The 16,748-nt window shown below is 70.9% G+C and carries 17 protein-coding genes; 9 read left to right on the top strand and 8 right to left on the bottom strand.

The features are described from left to right. Positions 1 to 28 precede the first annotated feature (28 nt). Positions 29 to 691 carry a glutathione S-transferase family protein gene (locus VMS22_02790; protein ID HXJ32940.1) on the top strand — a complete coding sequence of 221 codons (663 nt, stop codon included), beginning with the start codon at positions 29 to 31 and terminating at the stop codon, positions 689 to 691. A gap of 7 nt (positions 692 to 698) precedes the next feature. Here VMS22_02790 and VMS22_02785 read toward each other — a convergent pair whose 3' ends face one another. Next, positions 699 to 1,976 (bottom strand): metallophosphoesterase, encoded by a 1,278-nt coding sequence (locus VMS22_02785; protein ID HXJ32939.1) that lies wholly within the window; start codon positions 1,974 to 1,976, stop codon positions 699 to 701. Positions 1,977 to 2,010: 34 nt separating this feature from the next. Next, entirely contained in the window at positions 2,011 to 2,433 is a 423-nt protein-coding gene (locus tag VMS22_02780) for an NUDIX hydrolase (GenBank protein HXJ32938.1), read from the bottom strand. A gap of 85 nt (positions 2,434 to 2,518) precedes the next feature. Here VMS22_02780 and VMS22_02775 point away from each other — a divergent pair, with 85 nt between their 5' ends. The 4 genes from VMS22_02775 to VMS22_02760 are packed head-to-tail and all read left to right on the top strand — an operon-like array spanning position 2,519 to position 8,698. Beyond that, positions 2,519 to 4,522 (top strand): ABC transporter substrate-binding protein, encoded by a 2,004-nt coding sequence (locus tag VMS22_02775; GenBank protein HXJ32937.1) that lies wholly within the window; start codon positions 2,519 to 2,521, stop codon positions 4,520 to 4,522. Then, on the top strand, positions 4,522 to 6,732 hold the full coding sequence (locus VMS22_02770; GenBank protein HXJ32936.1) for a YfhO family protein: 2,211 nt from the start codon (positions 4,522 to 4,524) through the stop codon (positions 6,730 to 6,732). Before VMS22_02775 ends, VMS22_02770 begins: the two co-directional genes overlap by 1 nt. Beyond that, positions 6,732 to 7,697, top strand: coding sequence for an ABC transporter permease (locus tag VMS22_02765; protein ID HXJ32935.1), 966 nt, complete (start codon positions 6,732 to 6,734; stop codon positions 7,695 to 7,697). Before VMS22_02770 ends, VMS22_02765 begins: the two co-directional genes overlap by 1 nt. After that, positions 7,694 to 8,698: an ABC transporter permease gene (locus tag VMS22_02760; protein ID HXJ32934.1), complete on the top strand. Its 1,005-nt coding sequence runs from the start codon at positions 7,694 to 7,696 to the stop codon at positions 8,696 to 8,698. Before VMS22_02765 ends, VMS22_02760 begins: the two co-directional genes overlap by 4 nt. Before the next feature lie 4 nt (positions 8,699 to 8,702). On the opposite strand, the gene VMS22_02755 is transcribed toward VMS22_02760, so the two are convergent. Both VMS22_02755 and VMS22_02750 read right to left on the bottom strand, forming a co-directional pair. Continuing rightward, entirely contained in the window at positions 8,703 to 8,843 is a 141-nt protein-coding gene (locus VMS22_02755; protein ID HXJ32933.1) for a hypothetical protein, read from the bottom strand. 50 nt (positions 8,844 to 8,893) lie between these two features. After that, entirely contained in the window at positions 8,894 to 9,220 is a 327-nt protein-coding gene (locus VMS22_02750; GenBank protein ID HXJ32932.1) for a YajD family HNH nuclease, read from the bottom strand. A gap of 97 nt (positions 9,221 to 9,317) precedes the next feature. On the opposite strand from VMS22_02750, the gene VMS22_02745 reads away from it, so the two are divergent. Both VMS22_02745 and VMS22_02740 read left to right on the top strand, forming a co-directional pair. Continuing rightward, positions 9,318 to 10,070: a GntR family transcriptional regulator gene (locus tag VMS22_02745; GenBank protein HXJ32931.1), complete on the top strand. Its 753-nt coding sequence runs from the start codon at positions 9,318 to 9,320 to the stop codon at positions 10,068 to 10,070. Beyond that, the gene (locus VMS22_02740) at positions 10,067 to 11,164 is read left to right on the top strand and encodes a ferritin-like domain-containing protein (protein HXJ32930.1); all 1,098 of its coding nucleotides are present in this window, start codon (positions 10,067 to 10,069) and stop codon (positions 11,162 to 11,164) included. The genes VMS22_02745 and VMS22_02740 overlap by 4 nt, the downstream gene beginning before the upstream one ends. Positions 11,165 to 11,167: 3 nt before the next feature. Here the strand turns inward: VMS22_02740 and VMS22_02735 are convergent, their stop codons facing one another. The 4 genes from VMS22_02735 to VMS22_02720 all read right to left on the bottom strand — a co-directional run bounded on the left by VMS22_02735 (position 11,168) and on the right by VMS22_02720 (position 14,711). Beyond that, entirely contained in the window at positions 11,168 to 11,560 is a 393-nt protein-coding gene (locus tag VMS22_02735) for an MAPEG family protein (GenBank protein HXJ32929.1), read from the bottom strand. Then, positions 11,557 to 12,501 carry a DNA-formamidopyrimidine glycosylase family protein gene (locus VMS22_02730; GenBank protein ID HXJ32928.1) on the bottom strand — a complete coding sequence of 315 codons (945 nt, stop codon included), beginning with the start codon at positions 12,499 to 12,501 and terminating at the stop codon, positions 11,557 to 11,559. The genes VMS22_02735 and VMS22_02730 overlap by 4 nt, the downstream gene beginning before the upstream one ends. Before the next feature lie 112 nt (positions 12,502 to 12,613). Further along, the gene (locus VMS22_02725; protein HXJ32927.1) at positions 12,614 to 14,095 is read right to left on the bottom strand and encodes a HAMP domain-containing sensor histidine kinase; all 1,482 of its coding nucleotides are present in this window, start codon (positions 14,093 to 14,095) and stop codon (positions 12,614 to 12,616) included. Further along, the gene (locus tag VMS22_02720; protein HXJ32926.1) at positions 14,052 to 14,711 is read right to left on the bottom strand and encodes a response regulator transcription factor; all 660 of its coding nucleotides are present in this window, start codon (positions 14,709 to 14,711) and stop codon (positions 14,052 to 14,054) included. The genes VMS22_02725 and VMS22_02720 overlap by 44 nt, the downstream gene beginning before the upstream one ends. A 155-nt stretch (positions 14,712 to 14,866) precedes the next feature. On the opposite strand from VMS22_02720, the gene VMS22_02715 reads away from it, so the two are divergent. Together VMS22_02715 and VMS22_02710 are read left to right on the top strand one after the other, a co-directional pair. Beyond that, the gene (locus VMS22_02715) at positions 14,867 to 16,105 is read left to right on the top strand and encodes a hypothetical protein (protein ID HXJ32925.1); all 1,239 of its coding nucleotides are present in this window, start codon (positions 14,867 to 14,869) and stop codon (positions 16,103 to 16,105) included. A gap of 15 nt (positions 16,106 to 16,120) precedes the next feature. After that, positions 16,121 to 16,639 carry a hypothetical protein gene (locus tag VMS22_02710; GenBank protein HXJ32924.1) on the top strand — a complete coding sequence of 173 codons (519 nt, stop codon included), beginning with the start codon at positions 16,121 to 16,123 and terminating at the stop codon, positions 16,637 to 16,639. Positions 16,640 to 16,748 lie beyond the last annotated feature (109 nt).

Here is a 16,748-nt window from a genome sequence, read left to right as displayed (position 1 = left end):
TTCGACCTACTGGTAGAGAGGAGGCGACATGATCAACTGCTACGCGTTCGGCGCCGTGCCCCCGTTTGCGCAGGGGCTCGTCCGCGACCTGCGGGTGCGCTGGGCGCTCGAGGAGGCGGGGCTACCCTATCGCGTCACCCTGGTGGGCGTTGGCAAAGGTGCGATCTCGCTGGACGACTATCGCGCGATCCAGCCCTTCGGCCAGGTTCCGGCGATCGAGGACGGGGACGTCCGGTTGTTCGAGTCGGGCGCGATCGTCCTCCACGTCGCGGAGAAGAGTCACGCGCTCCTGCCCGCCGATCCGGCGGCGCGGGCGCGCGTCGTCCAGTGGATGTTCGCCGCGCTCAACACGATCGAGATGCCGATCCAGGAGCTCGCCGCGATCGATCTATTCTATTCCGAGGAGCGGTGGGCCAAGGAGCACCGCCCGGCCGTCGCCGCCGCCGTACGGCGCCGCCTCGGTGAGCTGGCCGCGTGTCTCGACGGCCGTGCCCATCTGGTCGGGTCGTTCTCGGCGGCCGACATCCTCATGACGACGGTCCTGCGGATTCTGCGTCACACCGACCTCGTCGCGGAGCAACCGGCGCTTCTCGCCTACAAGGAGCGGTGCGAGGCGCGCCCGGCGTTCGCGAAGGCCCTGGCCGGGCAGATGGCGCCCTTCGAGGCGGCGATGGCGCAGGCGCGCGCCTAGGGCGCGGTCAAGCGCGCACGATCTCCAGCACCGACGCCTCGCCCGGCACGCCGATGCGGATCGGGAATCCGTAGAAGCCCGTTCCACGGTGGACGTACAGGCGGTTCGTCCCGTGGGCGAAGAGCCCGTGGTCCGGCCACCGCGTTCCCGACAGCACCGTCCAGTCGAAGCCGAGGCTCACGAGCCCCACCTGGCCACCGTGCGTGTGGCCGGACAGCACGAGATCGGCCTCGCCGTTCGGCACGTGCACGAAGCCGAGTGGATCGTGCAGCATGAGCAGGCGAAGGTGTCCGTTGCGGCGCGGAAAGCGCGCGCACAGCTGGGCCAGGTGCTCGGCGTGTCCGCGCGGCACCCAGTCGGCCCCGAGGATCTGCACGGGCCCGACGGCCGTCTCGGCCGTTACCTCGTCGTCGACGAGCAGGCGGATGCCGTGCGCCGCGAGCGCGTGTCGCACGACCTGCGGCGCCTCGTGATCGTGGTTGCCGAAGACCGCGTAGCAGCGGTCGGCGATCGGGGCGAGCGGCGAGAGGGCGCGCACGAGCGCGCCCGACGTCCCGGCGCTCTCCATGGTGAGGAAGTCGCCCGTGAGCAGGACGAGGTCCGGGTCGCGGGCGATCAGGCGGGCGATCCGCCGCTCGAGCCGGTGCACGGGCTGCCAGGGTCCGATGTGCGGGTCGGCGATCTGCACGACGCGCAGCGGCCGAGACGGCGACGGAGCGGGCGCGCGCGGCCGGCGGCGCTCGACGGGAAGGCGGGTGAACGTCGCGTGCTCGACGTCGTCGAGCGGGATGTGCACGATCTCCTCGACGGCGCGGATCGAGGTGGCGACCGAAGCGAGACCGACGGCGAACGGCACGAGGTCGAGCCACCGCAGGGCCGCCAGCGCGCCGTTCCAGCCGGCGAGGAGGCACAGCGCGCAGACCGGCAGCAGGGCCAGGAGCCACAGGCCCGAGAGCGCGCCGGTCGCGATGAAGACCATGCCGGGCAGGCTGATGGCGTAGCGGAAGAGCCGCGACCGCAGCCGGGCGCGCACGAGCCCGCACAGGTGCGTGCAGGCGGCCGCCATCGCGTAGGCGAAGCCGGCGTGCAGCCAGGGCGCCATGGCCGGTGGCAGGAGCGCCACCAGACGCGCGTGCATCACGAGCGCGCCGGGAAGCGCGATGGCGAGGATCACGAGCCCGAAGATCGCGTAGCCGCGGCCGCGCACGCGCCAGGCGTAGAGCGGAACACCGACCAGCGTGCCGAGCGCGAGAGCGGGAAAGGCGACGTCCAGGAGGGCGGTCAACGTCGCGCGAGTCTACCAGTCGCCACGAATCACGCTACACCGGTTGCTGCGCGGCCCAGCGTCGGATCGCGGCGTGATAGCCCCGCGGCAGGGGAATGCCGTCGAGCGCGTCCGGCGCGAAGAAGCCGACCCGCTTGCCCTCGGGGCTGACGACGCTCGACGGCCACGACGCGACCGTGCAGCCGTAGGTCATGACCAGCACCTCGACGTCGGCGGCGATGGGATACACCCACGCGTCCAGGAGCGGACCCACGCTGGCGGTGAGCCCGAGCTCCTCGGCGATCTCCCGCACGACGCAGTCCTCGGGCGTCTCGCCGCGCTCGAGCTTCCCGCCCGGGAGCTCCCACTCGCGGCGCGGATTGCTCACCAGGAGCACCTGCCCGGCGCACAGGATCACCCCCTTCACCGAGACCGGGAACCGGACGCTGGCCCCGTCACCTCCTGCGTCGCCCGCCATTGCAGGGCGCCTACCACGCCCGCCGCGCTTGCCGCGAGCCGCGTCGGGCTGGCGCGCCGGACGCGTGCGTGCCAGGAAGGCGCTCGTGAGACGGGCAGTCGTGCTCGTGACGCTGGTGGGGCTCGCGATCGGGTGCGGCAACGATCCGTATCCCGACGCCGACGCGACCAAGAAGATCGTCTACTCCGCGTTCTCCGAGCCGCCGAAGACGCTCGATCCTCAGGTGGCGTACTCGACGACCGACCACGTCGTGACCGGCGCGGTGTACGACAAGCTCCTCGAGTACGCATTCCTCGACCGGCCCTACCGGCTGATTCCCGGCCTCGCCCGCGAGGTGCCGGAGCCGCGGCCGCTTCCCGGCGGGCGGGTCGCGTATCGCTTCCGGCTGCGTGAAGACCTCCTCTACGAGGACGATCCCTGCTTCGCGCTCGGCGCTCCCGGGCGGACGACGCGGCAGGTCGTCGCGGGCGACGTCGCGTACGCGCTCATGCGCATTGCCGACCCGGCCGTCGACAGCCCGGTCGGGAGCTCGTTTGCGCGCGTCGTGGGCTTCCGCGAGTTCACCGAGAAGCTGGCGGCGCTCCGCAAGGATCCCGCCGTCGCGGCCAAGCCGGCGGCCGAGCAGTACGTGGTCGCCGGCGGCATCGAGGGCGTGCGCGTGCTCGATCCGACGACCCTCGAGATCGTGCTGACCGAGCCGTACCCGCAGATCCTGTTCTGGTTCGCGATGGAGTTCACGACGCCGGTCGCGTGGGAGGCCGTCGCCTACTACGACGGCGAGGACGGCCGCGACCTCTTCAGCGAGCATCCGGTGGGCACGGGTCCCTTCCGGCTCGCCGTGTACGACAAGCGAAGCCGCATCGTGCTCGAGCGGAGCCCGTCGTGGTACGGCATCCGCCACCCGGAGTGGCACGCGCCCGCCGCCACCTACCCGACGACCGGCGAGCCGGGCGACGCCGCGAAGGGGCTGCTCGACCCCGCCTACGTGGGACGGCCGCTTCCCTTCATCCAGCGCCTCGAGCTCCGGCTCGACAGGGAGGACATCCCGGCGTTCACGAAGTTCCTGCAGGGCTACTACGACGCCTCGGGCATCATCGAGGAGAGCTTCGACCGCGTCGTGAAGGCCGGTGGTCTCTCCCCGGAGATGGCGGCGTTCGACATGCGCCTCTCGCGCACGGTCGTGCCCTCCGTCTTCTATCTCGGCTTCAACATGGACGACGCCCAGGTCGGCAAGCCGGCGGGCGAGCGCGGCCGCAAGCTGCGGCAGGCCATGAGCCTCGTCGTCGACTCGCGCGAGTTCTCGCGCATCTTCCAGAACGGGCGCGGCATTCCCGCCGAGTCGCCCCTGCCGCCGGGCATCTTCGGCTACGATCCCGACTACGTGAACCCGTTCCGCCAGGTCGACGTCGAGCGCGCGAAGCGCCTGCTCGCCGAGGCCGGCTATCCGGACGGCGTGGATCCCGCGACCGGGAAGCCCCTGCACCTCACGTTCGACACGCAGGACACGAGCGCGCGCGGACGGCTGCGCTATCAGTTCTTCTGCGACGAGTGGCGGAAGCTCGGCATCGACGTCGAGATCGCCGCCACCACCTACAACCAGTTCCAGGACAAGGTCCGGCGCGGCGCGTACCAGGTGTTCATGTGGGGCTGGGTCGCCGACTACCCCGATCCGGAGAATTTCCTCTTCCTGCTCTGGAGCAAGATGGCGCGCAGCCAGGGTGGCCCGAACACCGCGAACTTCAGCGACCCCGAGTACGATCGGCTCTTCCTCGAGATGCGCGACCTGCCCGACGACGAGCGGCGGCTCGCGCTCATCCGCGAGATGCGCGGCATCCTGCAGCGCGAGGGGCCGTGGATCGAGCTCTTCCACCAGGAGCAGTACGCGCTGATCCATGGCTGGATGCACAACTTGAAGCCGCTCGGCATGTCGTTCTCGACGCTCAAGTACGAGGACGTCGATCCGCGCGTGCGTCGCGACAAGCAGCTCGCCTGGAACCAGCCGATCCTGTGGCCCGCGTACGCCGGGCTCGTGCTCGTCGGCATCGTGCTCGCGCCGGGCGTCGTGTCCTTCTGGCGACGCCGGCGATGATGGCGCGGCCCGCGGCTCGCGCGAAGAGCGCCGGCATCGCCGCCGCGCTCGCCGTCTTCGGGCTCGCGTTCTGGGAGCTGCGGATGGTGCGCCCGGTGCCGCTGCCGCAGGCCGTGAGCAAATGGGCCGGGGACCTCTACACCATCTACTATCCGGGCTTCGCATTCGCCTACCGCGGCGGCGACTTCCTGCCGAGCTGGAACCCGCTCCAGATGGCCGGGGCCCCGTTCCTCGCCGGCTACAACGGCGGCTTCCTGTATCCGCCCAACTGGCTCGCAGCGATCGTTCCCGTGCATCTCGCGCTCGGATGGGTGTGCGCACTGCACGTGGCGGCGGCCGGCGTCGCGACCTTCGCCCTCGGCCGCTTCGCCGGCCTCACCCGGCCGGCGGCCGTCGTGGCGGCGCTCACGTTCATGCTGAGCGAGCGCTTCCTCGGCGAGGGCTACCGGCCGTCGTACCTCGCCTCGATCGCCTGGGTGCCGATCGTGTGTCTCTGCGCCGCGCGGCTCGTCGTGGCGCCGACGCCGTGGCGCGGGGCGTTGCTCGGCGTCGCGCTCGCGCTCCAGTTTCTCACCGGCATCGCCCAGCACGTGTGCTACGAGGCATATCTCCTCGTGCTCGCCGGCGCCGTCGTGTGGACGCGCATCGGCGGGTGGAACGGCGGCTACGTCCGCCGGCTCGTGGCCGCGGGCGGCGTCGGCGCCGCGGTTGCGCTCGGTCTCTCGGCGGTGCAGCTCTTCCCGACGCTCGAGGTCGTCGCCGCGGCGGTGCGCGGGCCCGCGGGCCTCACGCTGGCGCAGACGTATCCGATCAAGACGGGCGAGCCGGAGCTGCGGCAGCTCGTCTACGTCTTCGGTCCGGTGCTGGGGTTCGTCGCCCTCGCCCTGATCGAGCGCGCGCGCCGGGCGTGGGTCGACGCGGCGGTCGTGGTCCTCGTCGTGGCGATGCTGATCGGGATCGGCTCGCCGCTCTACACGCGCATCTTCTACCACCTGCCGGGCGTCGCGCTCTTTCGCATGCCGATGCAGATGGAAATGGTGGGCACGCTGCCGCTGGCGCTGCTCGCCGGGCTCGGCGTCGACATGGCGCTGCGCGTGCGCACGGTGTGGCCCGCGGGCGTGCGGGCGGGGGTCGGCGTCGTCCTCGGCATCGTCGGTGCGCTGTCGGTCACCCCGTTTCTCATGGGGACCTGGGCGGCCGTGCTGATCCTCGTCGTGACGACCGCGCTGCTCGTCCATCCGAGCCGGCGCACGGCGTGGCTCGTCGTCGCGGCGCTCGCGTGCGAGCGCCTGGTCGCGATCGAGAGCCGCGTCATGATCACGCAGAACAACACCGCAGCGTTCTTCGACCCGCCGGCGTTCGTCCGCTTCCTCTCCGAGCACGCCGGTCACGATCGCGTCCTCGTCGTCAAGAACTGGCGGCGGCGCTTCCCGTTCATGGAGAAGCTCGGCACGCTCTGGGGTGTGCACGTGGCGCAGGACTACGAGCCGCTCGTCGCGGCGGCCTACCACGGGTTCCTGCGACCCCTGGAATCGTCGAACGTCGACAAGCCGCTCTTCGCGGGCCGCTACCAGCCGCGCCCGAGCGATCCCGGCTGGCGGGTCCTCGACCTGTTGGCGGTGCGCTGGGTCGTCGTCGCTGCGGGACGCTCCTGGACGCCGTCCGGCGACCGCTTCCGGGTCGCCTACCGGGACCGCGACGCGACCGTGTACGAGAATACGATGAGCGCGCCGCGCGCCTACCTCACGGAGCGCTGGCGCGTCATGCCGAACCCGGACTTCGCGCTCGCCATGCTCCACGGCGGCGGCATCGACCCTCGCGCGCAGCCGTCCATCGATCGGCCCGATCCCGTGCGGCTCGATCCGCAGGCGCCGGGCGAGGCGGCCGTGCACATCGTCGGCGAGACGAACGACACGGTTCGCCTGCGCGCAGTCGCTCCGCGCGGTGGCCTCGTCGTGCTGGCCGACGTCTTCTGGCCGGGATGGCACGTGACCGTCGACGGCGCCGAGCGCAGCGTGCTGCGGGTCGACTACCTGTTCCGCGGCGTCACGGTCGAGCCGGGCGAGCACGACGTCGTGTTCCGGTACGTGCCGCTCCGTCTCTACGTCGGCGCGGCGACGACGGGGGCGACCGTGCTCGCGCTCGCGGCGGCCGCTCTCGCCGTCGCGCTTGACAGGCGCCGGCAGGACCCTAGGCTCGGCGCCGCATGATCCTCGCCTACGTCGTCCGGCGCGCCGCCTACGGGGTCGTCACGGTGCTGGGCGTGCTCTTCTTCCTGTTCGTCCTCTTCTTCCTGGTGACGAAGCCCGAGGACATCGCGCGCAAGGCCGTCGGCGAGAAGGCCCCGCCCGAGGCGATCGCGCAGTGGATCGCGAACCACGGCTACGACAAGCCGCGCTTCTGGAACCCCGAGCACCCCGCCGACACCCTCATCGTCGAGCACTTCCGGCGCGCGCTCACGTTCGAGTTCGGGCGCAGCGACGCCGACGACGTCCCGATCGCGCGCCGCCTGCGCGAGGGCGTGGGCCCGAGCCTCGCGCTCACGGGCCCGCTCTTCCTGCTCGAGATTCCGGTGACGATCGTGCTCGCGCTGCTGGTGGCGCTCTTCCGTGGCACCTACATCGACCGCATGGGGATCGTCGCCTGCGTGCTCGCGATGAGCGTCTCGATCCTCCTCTACATCATCGGCGGCCAATACGTCCTCGGGAAGGTCCTCAAGTGGTTCCCGATCTCGGGCTTCGATCCGCGGCCGTCGGTCATCGTGCGGTTCCTCGCGCTACCGATCCTGGTCGGGCTCATGGCGGCGGTGGGCGAAGGTGTGCGCTTCTACCGGACGGTATTCGTCGAGGAAACCGACCGTGACCACGTGCGGACCGCGCGTGCCAAGGGGTGCACCGACCGCGAGGTGATGACGCGGCACGTGCTGCGCAACGCGCTGATTCCGATCCTCACGCAGGTGGTGGTCGCGATCCCGTTCCTGTTCACGGGCTCGCTGTTGCTGGAATCGTTCTTCGGGATCCCGGGGCTTGGCTCGATGACCGTCGAAGCCATCCACGGCAACGACTTCGCGACCCTGCGCACGATGGTCTACATCGGCGCCCTGCTGTTCGTCGCCGGGCAGATCGTGACCGACGTGAGCTACGTGCTCGTTGACCCTCGGGTGCGTCTCGAGTGATCGAACCGTACGTCGTCTCGAACTGCGTGGTGGCGGTTCTCGCGCTCGGTGTCGCGGGCGTCGCACTGGCGGCGCGACGGAGCGGGCCGTGGCGCGAGGCGGCGGGCGAGCTGTGGCGGCGGCGGCCGATCGCCGTGCTCGTGGTCGCGCTCTACGTCGGCGTCGCGCTCGCCGACTCGATTGCGTGGGTAGGGGGCGCCGACCCGGTCCGCCCGCGCTCGCTCGTCGACCGCCTCTTCCCGATCGACTTCCAGGAGCGCAGCTACTCGGCGCCGCTCGCCGACGTGCTCTTCTACGAGCCGCAGGTGTCGCTCACGTACCCGGGACGCCACCTCCTCGGCACCGACATCCTGGGGCGCGACGTGCTCCACATGACGCTCAAGGGGGCGCGCGTGGCGCTCCTCATCGGCGGGCTCACGACGCTCATCGTGATCCCGGTGGCGCTCCTGTTCGGCGTCTCGGCGGGCTACTTCGGCGGCGTCGTGGACGACGCCGTCTTCTTCGTCATGTCGACGCTCGCGTCGATCCCCGGCATCCTCCTCCTCTCGGCGCTCATCATCGTGCTCGGGCTCGGCACCTGGCAGGTGTGCGTCGCGCTCGGCGTGACCGGCTGGGTCGGATTCTGCCGTGTCGCGCGCGGCGAGACGCTGAAGGTGCGCGAGCTCGACTACGTGCAGGCCGCGCGTGCGCTCGGGGGCGGTCCGGCGGGCATCATCGTGCGGCACGTGCTGCCGAACCTGATGCACCTCGTCGTCATCACCTTCGTGCTCACGTTCTCGGGCCTCGTCCTCTCGGAGGCCGTGCTGTCGTGGCTCGGCATCGGGATCGCGGGAAGCTGGGGGCAGATGATCGATCAGGCGCGCGACGAGCTGTCACGCGATCCGATCGTGGTCTGGAACCTGGCGGCGGCGTCGGTCGCGCTCTTCGGCCTGATCCTCGCCGTCAACGTCGTGGGCGACGCCGTGCGCGACGTGCTCGATCCGCGCACGCGGCATGGCTGAGCCTCTAGTGGCGGCGCAGGACGTCGCGCTGCTCGTGGTCCATCGTGACCGCGTAGCCGAGGGCGAGCGCCCCGGCGAGCGACAGGGCCACGAGACCCGTCGCCGTGAGGAGCAGTCCGAGAGCGATCTTCCACACGAGTAGCATCGGCCATCACCTCCACCCCCTTTGACGCCGCCCGGGTCGTCGTAGTGTCGCTACCTCTCCTTCCCGGAGAGGTAGTCCCCGAGGATGCCGCGGCTGTGCTCGTCGTCGTGGCAGTAGACGCAGAGGTTCTCCCAGTTCGAGCCGTCGGGTGGGTTGTTCTGGTGGTTGCCGTCCTTGTGGTGGACGGTGAGCAGGTGCAGCGTCTTGGCGTCGAACTCGCGCGCGCACTTGGCGCAGATCCACCCGTGCAGCTCGAGCGATCGGGCGCGGTAGTCCCGCCGGCGCTTGCCGGCATCGGCCTGCGCCTCCTCGATGATCCGGTCGACCTCGGCTGCCGTCTTCCGGCGACCCCTCGGGCGAAAGCTCCGCGTGCCCACGGGCGGCAGGGTAGCCCCGGACCCCGCGACGGCAACCCCGGGGGCCCCGGCGAAAAAGGGTTGCAATTGGTTGGACCATTGGATAACCGATCGAGTGATGGCCGTGGTCGCCTTTCGTGCTCCCGCCCGCCGCCGCCTGCACGAGGCCGTCGCCGAGCAGCTGCGCGATGCGATCCTCGACGGCCGCTTCCCGGCCGGCCAGAAGCTGCCGCCCGAGCGCGAGCTCGCGGTCGAGTTCCGCGTGAATCGCACCTCCATCCGCGAGGCCATCAAGGTGCTCGAAGGGCTCGGGCTCGTGAGCGTGCGCCAGGGCGACGGTGCGACCGTGCGGCCGCTCGTCGACGCGACGCTCGACACGCTGGCGCCCATGATCTTCCACGGCGGACGCGTGAACCTGGAGCTCGTCGCCGAGCTGGCCGAGGTCATGCGGCCGCTCCTGCTCGAGATGGGTCGTCTGGCGATCGAGCGTGCGCAGCCCCAGGGGCTCGCCACGATCCGTCGCCTCCGCAACGTCGCCGCCGACGAGACGCGCGACCGCGAGGTGCGCTACGCGGCACTGCACGAGACGCTCGTCGTCCTCGGCGACATGACGTGCAATCGGGTCTGGCAGATGCTCGCACGCCGCTTGCGCGCGCTCCTCCAGGAGCCGGCGCTGCGCGCGGCGCGCGAGCGCCTGCGCCGCGACCCCGGCCGCTTCGTCACCCTCATGGACACGTGCCTCGCCGCACTCGATCGCCGTCGCACCGCCGAGGCCGTCGAAGCCCTGCAGAGCCTGATCCAGCTCCTCGGCGACGTCGCCGCCGACATCGACCGTCCCGCCAAGTCCCGCACCAGAGGAGTCACCCGATGAGCGAGTTCGACATCACGACCCCCACGCAGGAGCCGGGGTACGAGACGGCCATGGAGGTCGTGTTTCAGTGGAACTACGATCCCGAGGTGGAGGAGCTGCGGAACCTCTACGTGAAGGCGGCCGAGGCGCAGTGGATCGGCTCGCGCGACCTCGACTGGGAGCGGCCCATCGACCTCGTCAAGTTCGCGACCACGCCGCTCGGCGCCGGCGTTCCGATCGAGCGGACGTCGTACTGGCGCTCGCTGCCCGAGGCGACGATGGTCGAGCTCACGCGCCGCACCGCGGGCTTCCGGCTCTCGCAGTTCCTGCACGGCGAGCAGGGCGCCCTCATGGTGGCCGCACAGCTCGTCAACGCCGTGCCGCACACCGACGCCAAGTTCTACGCCGCGACCCAGACGATGGACGAGGCCCGGCACGTCGAGGTGTTCGCGCGCTACATCGAGAAGCTCGACGAGATCCGGCCGATCGCGCCGTCGTTGAAAGGCATCCTCGACCAGACGCTCCAGACCGGCGACTGGATGAAGAAGCTCGTCGGGATGCAGATCGTGGTCGAAGGCCTCGCGCTCTACGCCTTCCGCGACATGCGGAACCTGACCGAGGAGCCGCTCCTGAAGGACCTCCTCACGTACGTCGCCCGTGACGAGTCGCGCCACCACGCCTACGGCGTGCAGTACATCGAGCGGTGCGTCCCGTGTCTCGGCGACGCCCAGCGCATCGAGCTCGAAGACTTCGCGCTCGAGTGCGCGCGGTCGCTCATCGATCGCAACGCACAGGGCTTCTTCACGACGCTCCTCGGGATCTGGGCCGAGATCGGCGTCGACCCGGTCGCGATGCTGACGAGCCTCCAGAACGAGCGCGAGGAGATCACGCGCGACCTGCCGCGCGGGCGCCGCCTGGGACCCGTGCAGGGGTTCGTGATCCCGACGCTCCGGCGCTGCGGGCTCCTCTCCGAGCGCGTCGCGTCGCACTTCCACGGCTTCCTGCGCGAGAACTTCGGCACCCGCGTGGCGGGCGAGAGCGTGGAGGAGTTCCTGCAGTACCTCCCCGAGCTGCCCGCCGACACGGCGAAGTGGGTGCTCGGCGAACTGCAGTAGGCGTCAGCGGAAGAGCTGCAGCAGGATCATCAGCTCGCCGGCGGTCCCGACGAAGAAGGCCGCGGTGCGGAGGTAGACGATCCCCGCGCTGTAGATGGCGGCGTGCGCGACGCGTCCCCAGAAGAAGAGCTCGGCGCCGAGCGCCGTCGTGGCGTTCGCCTTGCCGGCGACGTGCGCCACGAGCACGAGGATGGCGAAGGGCGCGAGGTTCTCCACCAGGTTCGCGTGGGCCCGTTCGGCGCGCCCCGTCCAGGCCGGGACCGCGAGCGGCGTGTCGCGGTTGCCGAAGCCCCACGCGAGGCCGCCGGGGACGCTCGAGCGCCCCATGAGGTAGACCACCGGCAGCGACACGCACAGGAGCGCGCTCCAGACCAGCATCCACAGGTCGGTCGTCATGGCGCCCGGCTAGCACGGCCGGGTCCCCGCCGTACAGGGTCCGTCCCGGCGCGGCGTTCCTCCAGCTCCTCCAGCGTCCGCGGCCAGTCGGCCCGGAGCAGGCGCGACAGCGAGCGGTCGGCGAGGAGCCTCCCGCCCGTCTGGCAGGTGGCGCAGTAGTTCGACTCGTTCTCGGCGTGGCGGATGCGCTGCACGGGCGCGCCGCAGACGGGGCAGGGCTGGCGATATCGACCGTGGACGGCCATGCCGTCGCGGAACGCCGTCACGTGCTCGGGAAAGCGGTCGCCCGTCTCGCGTCGCAGGCGATCGATCCAGCCGGCGAGCGTCGCGCGGGTCGCCTCGTGCAGTCGCGCGATCTCGTCGTCGGAGAGGCGATCCGTCATCACGACCGGCGACAGGCGCGCCGCGTGCAGGATCTCGTCGGAGTACGCGTTGCCGATGCCCGCGAAGATGCGCGGATCGGTGAGGCTGCGTTTGACGGTGTGCCGCTCGCGCCGGAGCGCGGCCGCGAAGGTCGCCAGATCCGCGTCCAGCACCTCGATGCCGCCGGGATCGAAGTCGCGGAGCGCCGCCTCGCCGCGCACGACGTGGAGGGACGCCCGCTTGCGCGTGCTCGCTTCGGTGAGCAACAGCGTCCCGCGCGTGACGTCGAAGGCGGCGAGCCCGAGCTTGCCCGGGATCTTGGCGCCGCGCTCGCGCCAGCGCAGGCGCCCCGCGATCATGAGGTGCACGACGAGGTACACGTCGCCGGCGAGCGCGACGACGATGCGCTTCCCGATCCGGCGGAGACCCGTGATCTCGCGACCGAACGCGTCGCCGAGCGGCGGGTCGACGCTGCGCACGAGGAACGGGCTCGCCACCCGCACGCGCTCGAGCGTCGCGCCGACCAGACGCGGGGCGAGCGCGTCGAGGTAGACGGTCACGTCGGGCAGCTCGGGCACGACCGCTCACGTGCTCGATCGCCGGCCGTTGTGCAAGCTCGTGGGCGGGCATACCGTCGCTCGTCGATGTCGCCGGCGGCTGCCTGTGCGGCGGCGTGCGCTTCCCGCGCTCCTAAGCCGAGTGCGCGTCGCGCGGGAGCGAGAGCACGAAGACGGTTCCCGGATTCGCCGCCTCCCACGCGATCGTCCCGCCGTGCGCGTCGACCAGCTCCTTTGCGAGCGCGAGGCCGAGCCCGACGCCGTCGGGCTTGGTCGTGCAGAAGGGCGTGAAGAGCCGATCGCGGACGTCGGGGGCGACGCCCGCGCCGTGATCGCGCACGACGATGCGCACGACGCCGTTGTCGGCCGCCGTCGACACCTCGACGCGGCTGCCCGGCGGCGCGGCGTCGATCGCGTTGTCGAGCACGTTGCCGAGCGCCTGCTTGATCTTGTGCTTGTCGAGCGTCGCCTCGAGATCGGCCGACGCCGTCACTGCGAGCGCCACCTGTCGCTTCACGGCGCGCGGGCGGCACTCCTCCAGGCATTCGTCGACGAGCGTGCCGACGGCCTGCGGGTAGAGGTTCAGCGTGCGGTCCTGGCCGAAGGCGAGGAGCTCGTCGACGACGCGGTTCGCCTCGTCGACCGTCGCGATGATGCGGCGCGCATGCTCGCCCACCGCCGGCGGCCAGGCGGCCCCGCCTTCGCCGCCGCGCGCGAGCAGGTGGGCGTACATGCCGATGGCCCCGTGGTGACGCCCGAGCTGATGGAACACCGTCGACGCGGTCTGGCCGATCACGGCGAGCTTCTGGCGCCGCTCGAGCTCCCCGCGCGTCTCGGAGAGCCGCTTCAAGACGGCGTGGAGCGCGAGCGTCCCGAGGCTCGCTCCGGCGAAGGCCCACGGGCCCGCTTCGCGGTACACGAACAGGAGCACGAGAATGACGCTCACGTCGAGCACCAGCGACGCGATGAGCATGCCCGGGCCGAGCACCGCCGCGATGCGCTCGCGCCAGCGGGCCGGCGCCATGCGGCCCGGGATCGGGACGATGCGCAGCCAGAGCTGGACGGCAGCCTCGGTGACGATGACGCCGGTGAAGATGGCGAGGCCCAGGGCCTCCGCGCCCGCGAACACCGCGGCGCGGACGGCACGCTCGGAGACGAGCAGGAAGTGCCGGAGATCGCCGTCGACCACGCTGTCGGGCCGATACGGCTCGCCGCGGAAGCGCTTCGCGGAGTCGGCGGCGAACCCGACGGCGGGAATCACGCCGCGCTTGTCCAGCACGATGATGAGGACGAAGCCGAGGAAGCTCGCGATCCAGTACACCGGGAGGATCGCCGGCCCGATGATGTAGGTCGCCGCCGCGCTCGTCCACATGACGGGGAAGTAGATCTCGACGTCGTCGGCGAGCGAGATGCAGAACGGCCACTCGACGATGAGCAGCACGGTGAGCAGCAGGTAGAGCGGCCACGCGCCCGGCTCGATCCACCACAGCCCCGCGAGCGCGAGGGGCTCGTGCAGATATCGCAGCCACGCGAAGGGCGCATCCTGGCCGGGGACGTCCCGCGGCCGGATCCTACCCCTCCACGAGACCTGCTCTGACGGCGAGGACGGCGGCACGGGTGCGATCGGACACCTCGAGCTTTCGGAAGATGGACGCGACGTGGGACTTGACCGTCTCTTCGGACACGAAGAGGCGCTTCGCGATCTGGCGATTCGTCTCGCCGGTCGCGAGCAGCCGCAGCACGTCCGCTTCGCGCGGCGAGAGCTGCGGCAGCTTGTGGCGGCGGGTCGGCGACTCGCGCGACTGGAACTCGCGCAGGAAGCGCGACGCGAGACTCGGCGTGAGGACGTGCTCGCCGTCGAGGATGCGCCGCAGCGAGCCCGCGAGCTCGCTCGCCGGCGTGTGCTTCAGGAGGTAGCCGACGGCGCCCGCCTGCATGGCGTCGAAAAGGAGATCCGCCTCGGCGAACGCGGTCAGCATGACCACGCGGAGGTCGGGAAGCTCCGCGCGCAGGAGACGCGTCGCGTCGATGCCGCTCCGCTCGGGCAGCTCGATGTCCATCAGGACGAGATCGGGTGCGAGGCGCCCGACCGCCTTCGGGTCGATGGCGCCGCTCGCCCAGTGGCCGACGACCCCGAAGTCGGGCTCGGCGTCGAGGCACTGGATGAGGCCGTCGCGGAAGATCGGATGATCCTCGACGACGACGATGCGATGCGCCGCGTCGCTCCCCACGAGCTGGATTGTCCCGCTCCGATCCCGGGGCCGTCAACGTCGCCTCGCGCAAATTGGCCTTCCGGGGCGCAAAACCCCCCGGTCGGGGGATCGACTGTGGGCCCCCCGGCCGGAAAACTGGACGACGAGGGGGGCTGCATGCGATGAGGCAGGTCATGATGATGCGTGTCCTGGGGGTCATGCTCGTCGTCGGACTCGTGGTCCCGTCCGCGTGGGCAAAGCCGCAGAAGAAGGTGCGCGTGAAGCTGGGTCCGTTCCGGATCGAAGCCAAACGCGACCGCGAGGTCTGCCAGGCGGTGCGCGTGTCCGGCGTCGCCGGCCTCGAGATCGCGAGCTGGGAGGCGCGCTCGCGCGTCAGCAACCACGGCAACACCGGTAGCCATCACCTGGTGCTGTACGGCTACTCGGGTGTCGACTCGACCAAGTTCCCGAACGATCTCATCGACGACAGCGCCGGGTGCGCCGGCTTCGGGCCGCCCGACTTCTTCAAGACACGTGTCTTCCTGTCGGGCTCCGGTGGCGAGAGCGCGACGGGCAAGTGGTCGGTCACCAGCGCCTCGTGGCCGGGCGATCTCGCGCAGGTGATGCCGGCCCCGAAGGACGACCCCGGCGCCACGTGGATCATCATCAACTCGCACTACTTCAACCAGTCGTCGAAGCCCGCGCACGGACTCGTGAAGGTCACCTTCAAGCTGCGCCCGCTCGATCCGCGCAAGCGCGTCATCCGCCAGGTGATCCACGGCGACGCGAACCAGCACATCATGCTGCCGCCCGGGACGAAGTCCGATTCTTCGAACAACCCCGTCGCGTCCGCCTGGCGCGCCGACGGCGCGCCGAACTCCCAGACCGAAGGCGGCGCGAATCCGAGCGGCGACGTGTGCATCTTCAACCTCTCGACGCACATGCACAAGCGCGGCACGCGCTTCCTCATCTCCCATGCCGAGAACGGGCAGGTCGAGGAGGTGCTCGACTGGCCCGACTGGCTCCACGCGGGGCTGGTCCTGCTCCCGTCGCTGAGTCCGATCACCGCCGCGCCGAGCGATCGCTTCGCGGGCCTGCTGCGCGCCTACACGGCGGAGAACGGGTTCCCCGAGGTCCGCTACAGCTGCGAGTACGAGAACGGCGTCGGCGACCGCGAGATGAAATACGGCTGCGAGGAGACGCCGGGCGTGGTCCCCGGCGTCGTGTGGGACGGCGTCAGCGATCCCACCACCACGCACCCGAAGCCCTGCGGCAAGGACGGCGTCAACTGCGACGGGAAGCCGTGCGTGCCGGCGAACCTCGTCTTCGGGCCTCTGTCCGACGACGACATGTGCATCCTGACGGCGACCATCTACGATCCACTGCCGGGAGTGCCGCCATCCGAGGCGTGTCGCTTCCAGGCGCTCGACTGATAGAAGGAGCTCTGCATGCGTCTCGTCCTCGCCCTGCTCGCCGCGCTGCTCGCGCTTCCGCACGCCGCGTCGGCGGGCATGAACCGCAACTACCTCGTCCCGTCGTACGTCGCGTGTCCCGGCTCGGGGAACTGCAACCCTCCGACGCTCGCTTCGGCGTACACGTTCGACACGATCATCCTCATGACGCCCCAGCAGCGTTACACCGGGCCGGGCAAGCTGGCGCTCTCGGTCGTCATCAAGGGCCTCAAGGATCCGAGCGGCAACCTCTTCACCGGCACGATCAAGATGAGCAGCGGGACGACGCGCGTCACGATCCTCTCGCAGGGGGTCGGAACCCTGGGCGAGACGAGCCCGCTCGCGATCCAGCCGCCGTACTCGATCCAGGTGAAGAACGGCGCCGCCCGCTTCCGCTACAACACGCCGGACGCCGCGCCCGAGCACGGGCTCATCGCCGAATCCGTGTCGTCGCCGGTGGTGCTCGATCCCGACGGCAAGCCGCTCGCGACCACGGGCAGCCAGTCGAAGCCGTAGGTCCTCCCCGCGGCTTCCGTCGTGGCGGAGGCGTGGCGCGCGCCGGGGGCGAGGCGTCGCTCGCGGTCCTCGGGCCATGCGCGCCGCGTAGGCCGTGACGCCGGCACCG

Source organism: Candidatus Eisenbacteria bacterium, assembly GCA_035577985.1.
Taxonomy (GTDB): Bacteria; Desulfobacterota; Binatia; order DP-6; family DP-6; genus DATJZY01.
The sequence above is the reverse complement of the archived record's forward strand: the minus strand, read 5'-3'. Positions and strand labels throughout refer to the sequence as shown.

Coding starts and splice junctions, on each gene's coding strand:
- VMS22_02745 (HXJ32931.1), top strand. CDS start 9,318: ATGGCCGTGGTCGCCTTTCGTGCTCCCGCCCGCCGCCGCCTGCACGAG.
- VMS22_02790 (HXJ32940.1), top strand. CDS start 29: ATGATCAACTGCTACGCGTTCGGCGCCGTGCCCCCGTTTGCGCAGGGG.
- VMS22_02715 (HXJ32925.1), top strand. CDS start 14,867: ATGATGATGCGTGTCCTGGGGGTCATGCTCGTCGTCGGACTCGTGGTC.
- VMS22_02735 (HXJ32929.1), bottom strand. CDS start 11,560: ATGACGACCGACCTGTGGATGCTGGTCTGGAGCGCGCTCCTGTGCGTG.
- VMS22_02770 (HXJ32936.1), top strand. CDS start 4,522: ATGGCGCGGCCCGCGGCTCGCGCGAAGAGCGCCGGCATCGCCGCCGCG.
- VMS22_02755 (HXJ32933.1), bottom strand. CDS start 8,843: ATGCTACTCGTGTGGAAGATCGCTCTCGGACTGCTCCTCACGGCGACG.
- VMS22_02710 (HXJ32924.1), top strand. CDS start 16,121: ATGCGTCTCGTCCTCGCCCTGCTCGCCGCGCTGCTCGCGCTTCCGCAC.
- VMS22_02740 (HXJ32930.1), top strand. CDS start 10,067: ATGAGCGAGTTCGACATCACGACCCCCACGCAGGAGCCGGGGTACGAG.
- VMS22_02780 (HXJ32938.1), bottom strand. CDS start 2,433: ATGGCGGGCGACGCAGGAGGTGACGGGGCCAGCGTCCGGTTCCCGGTC.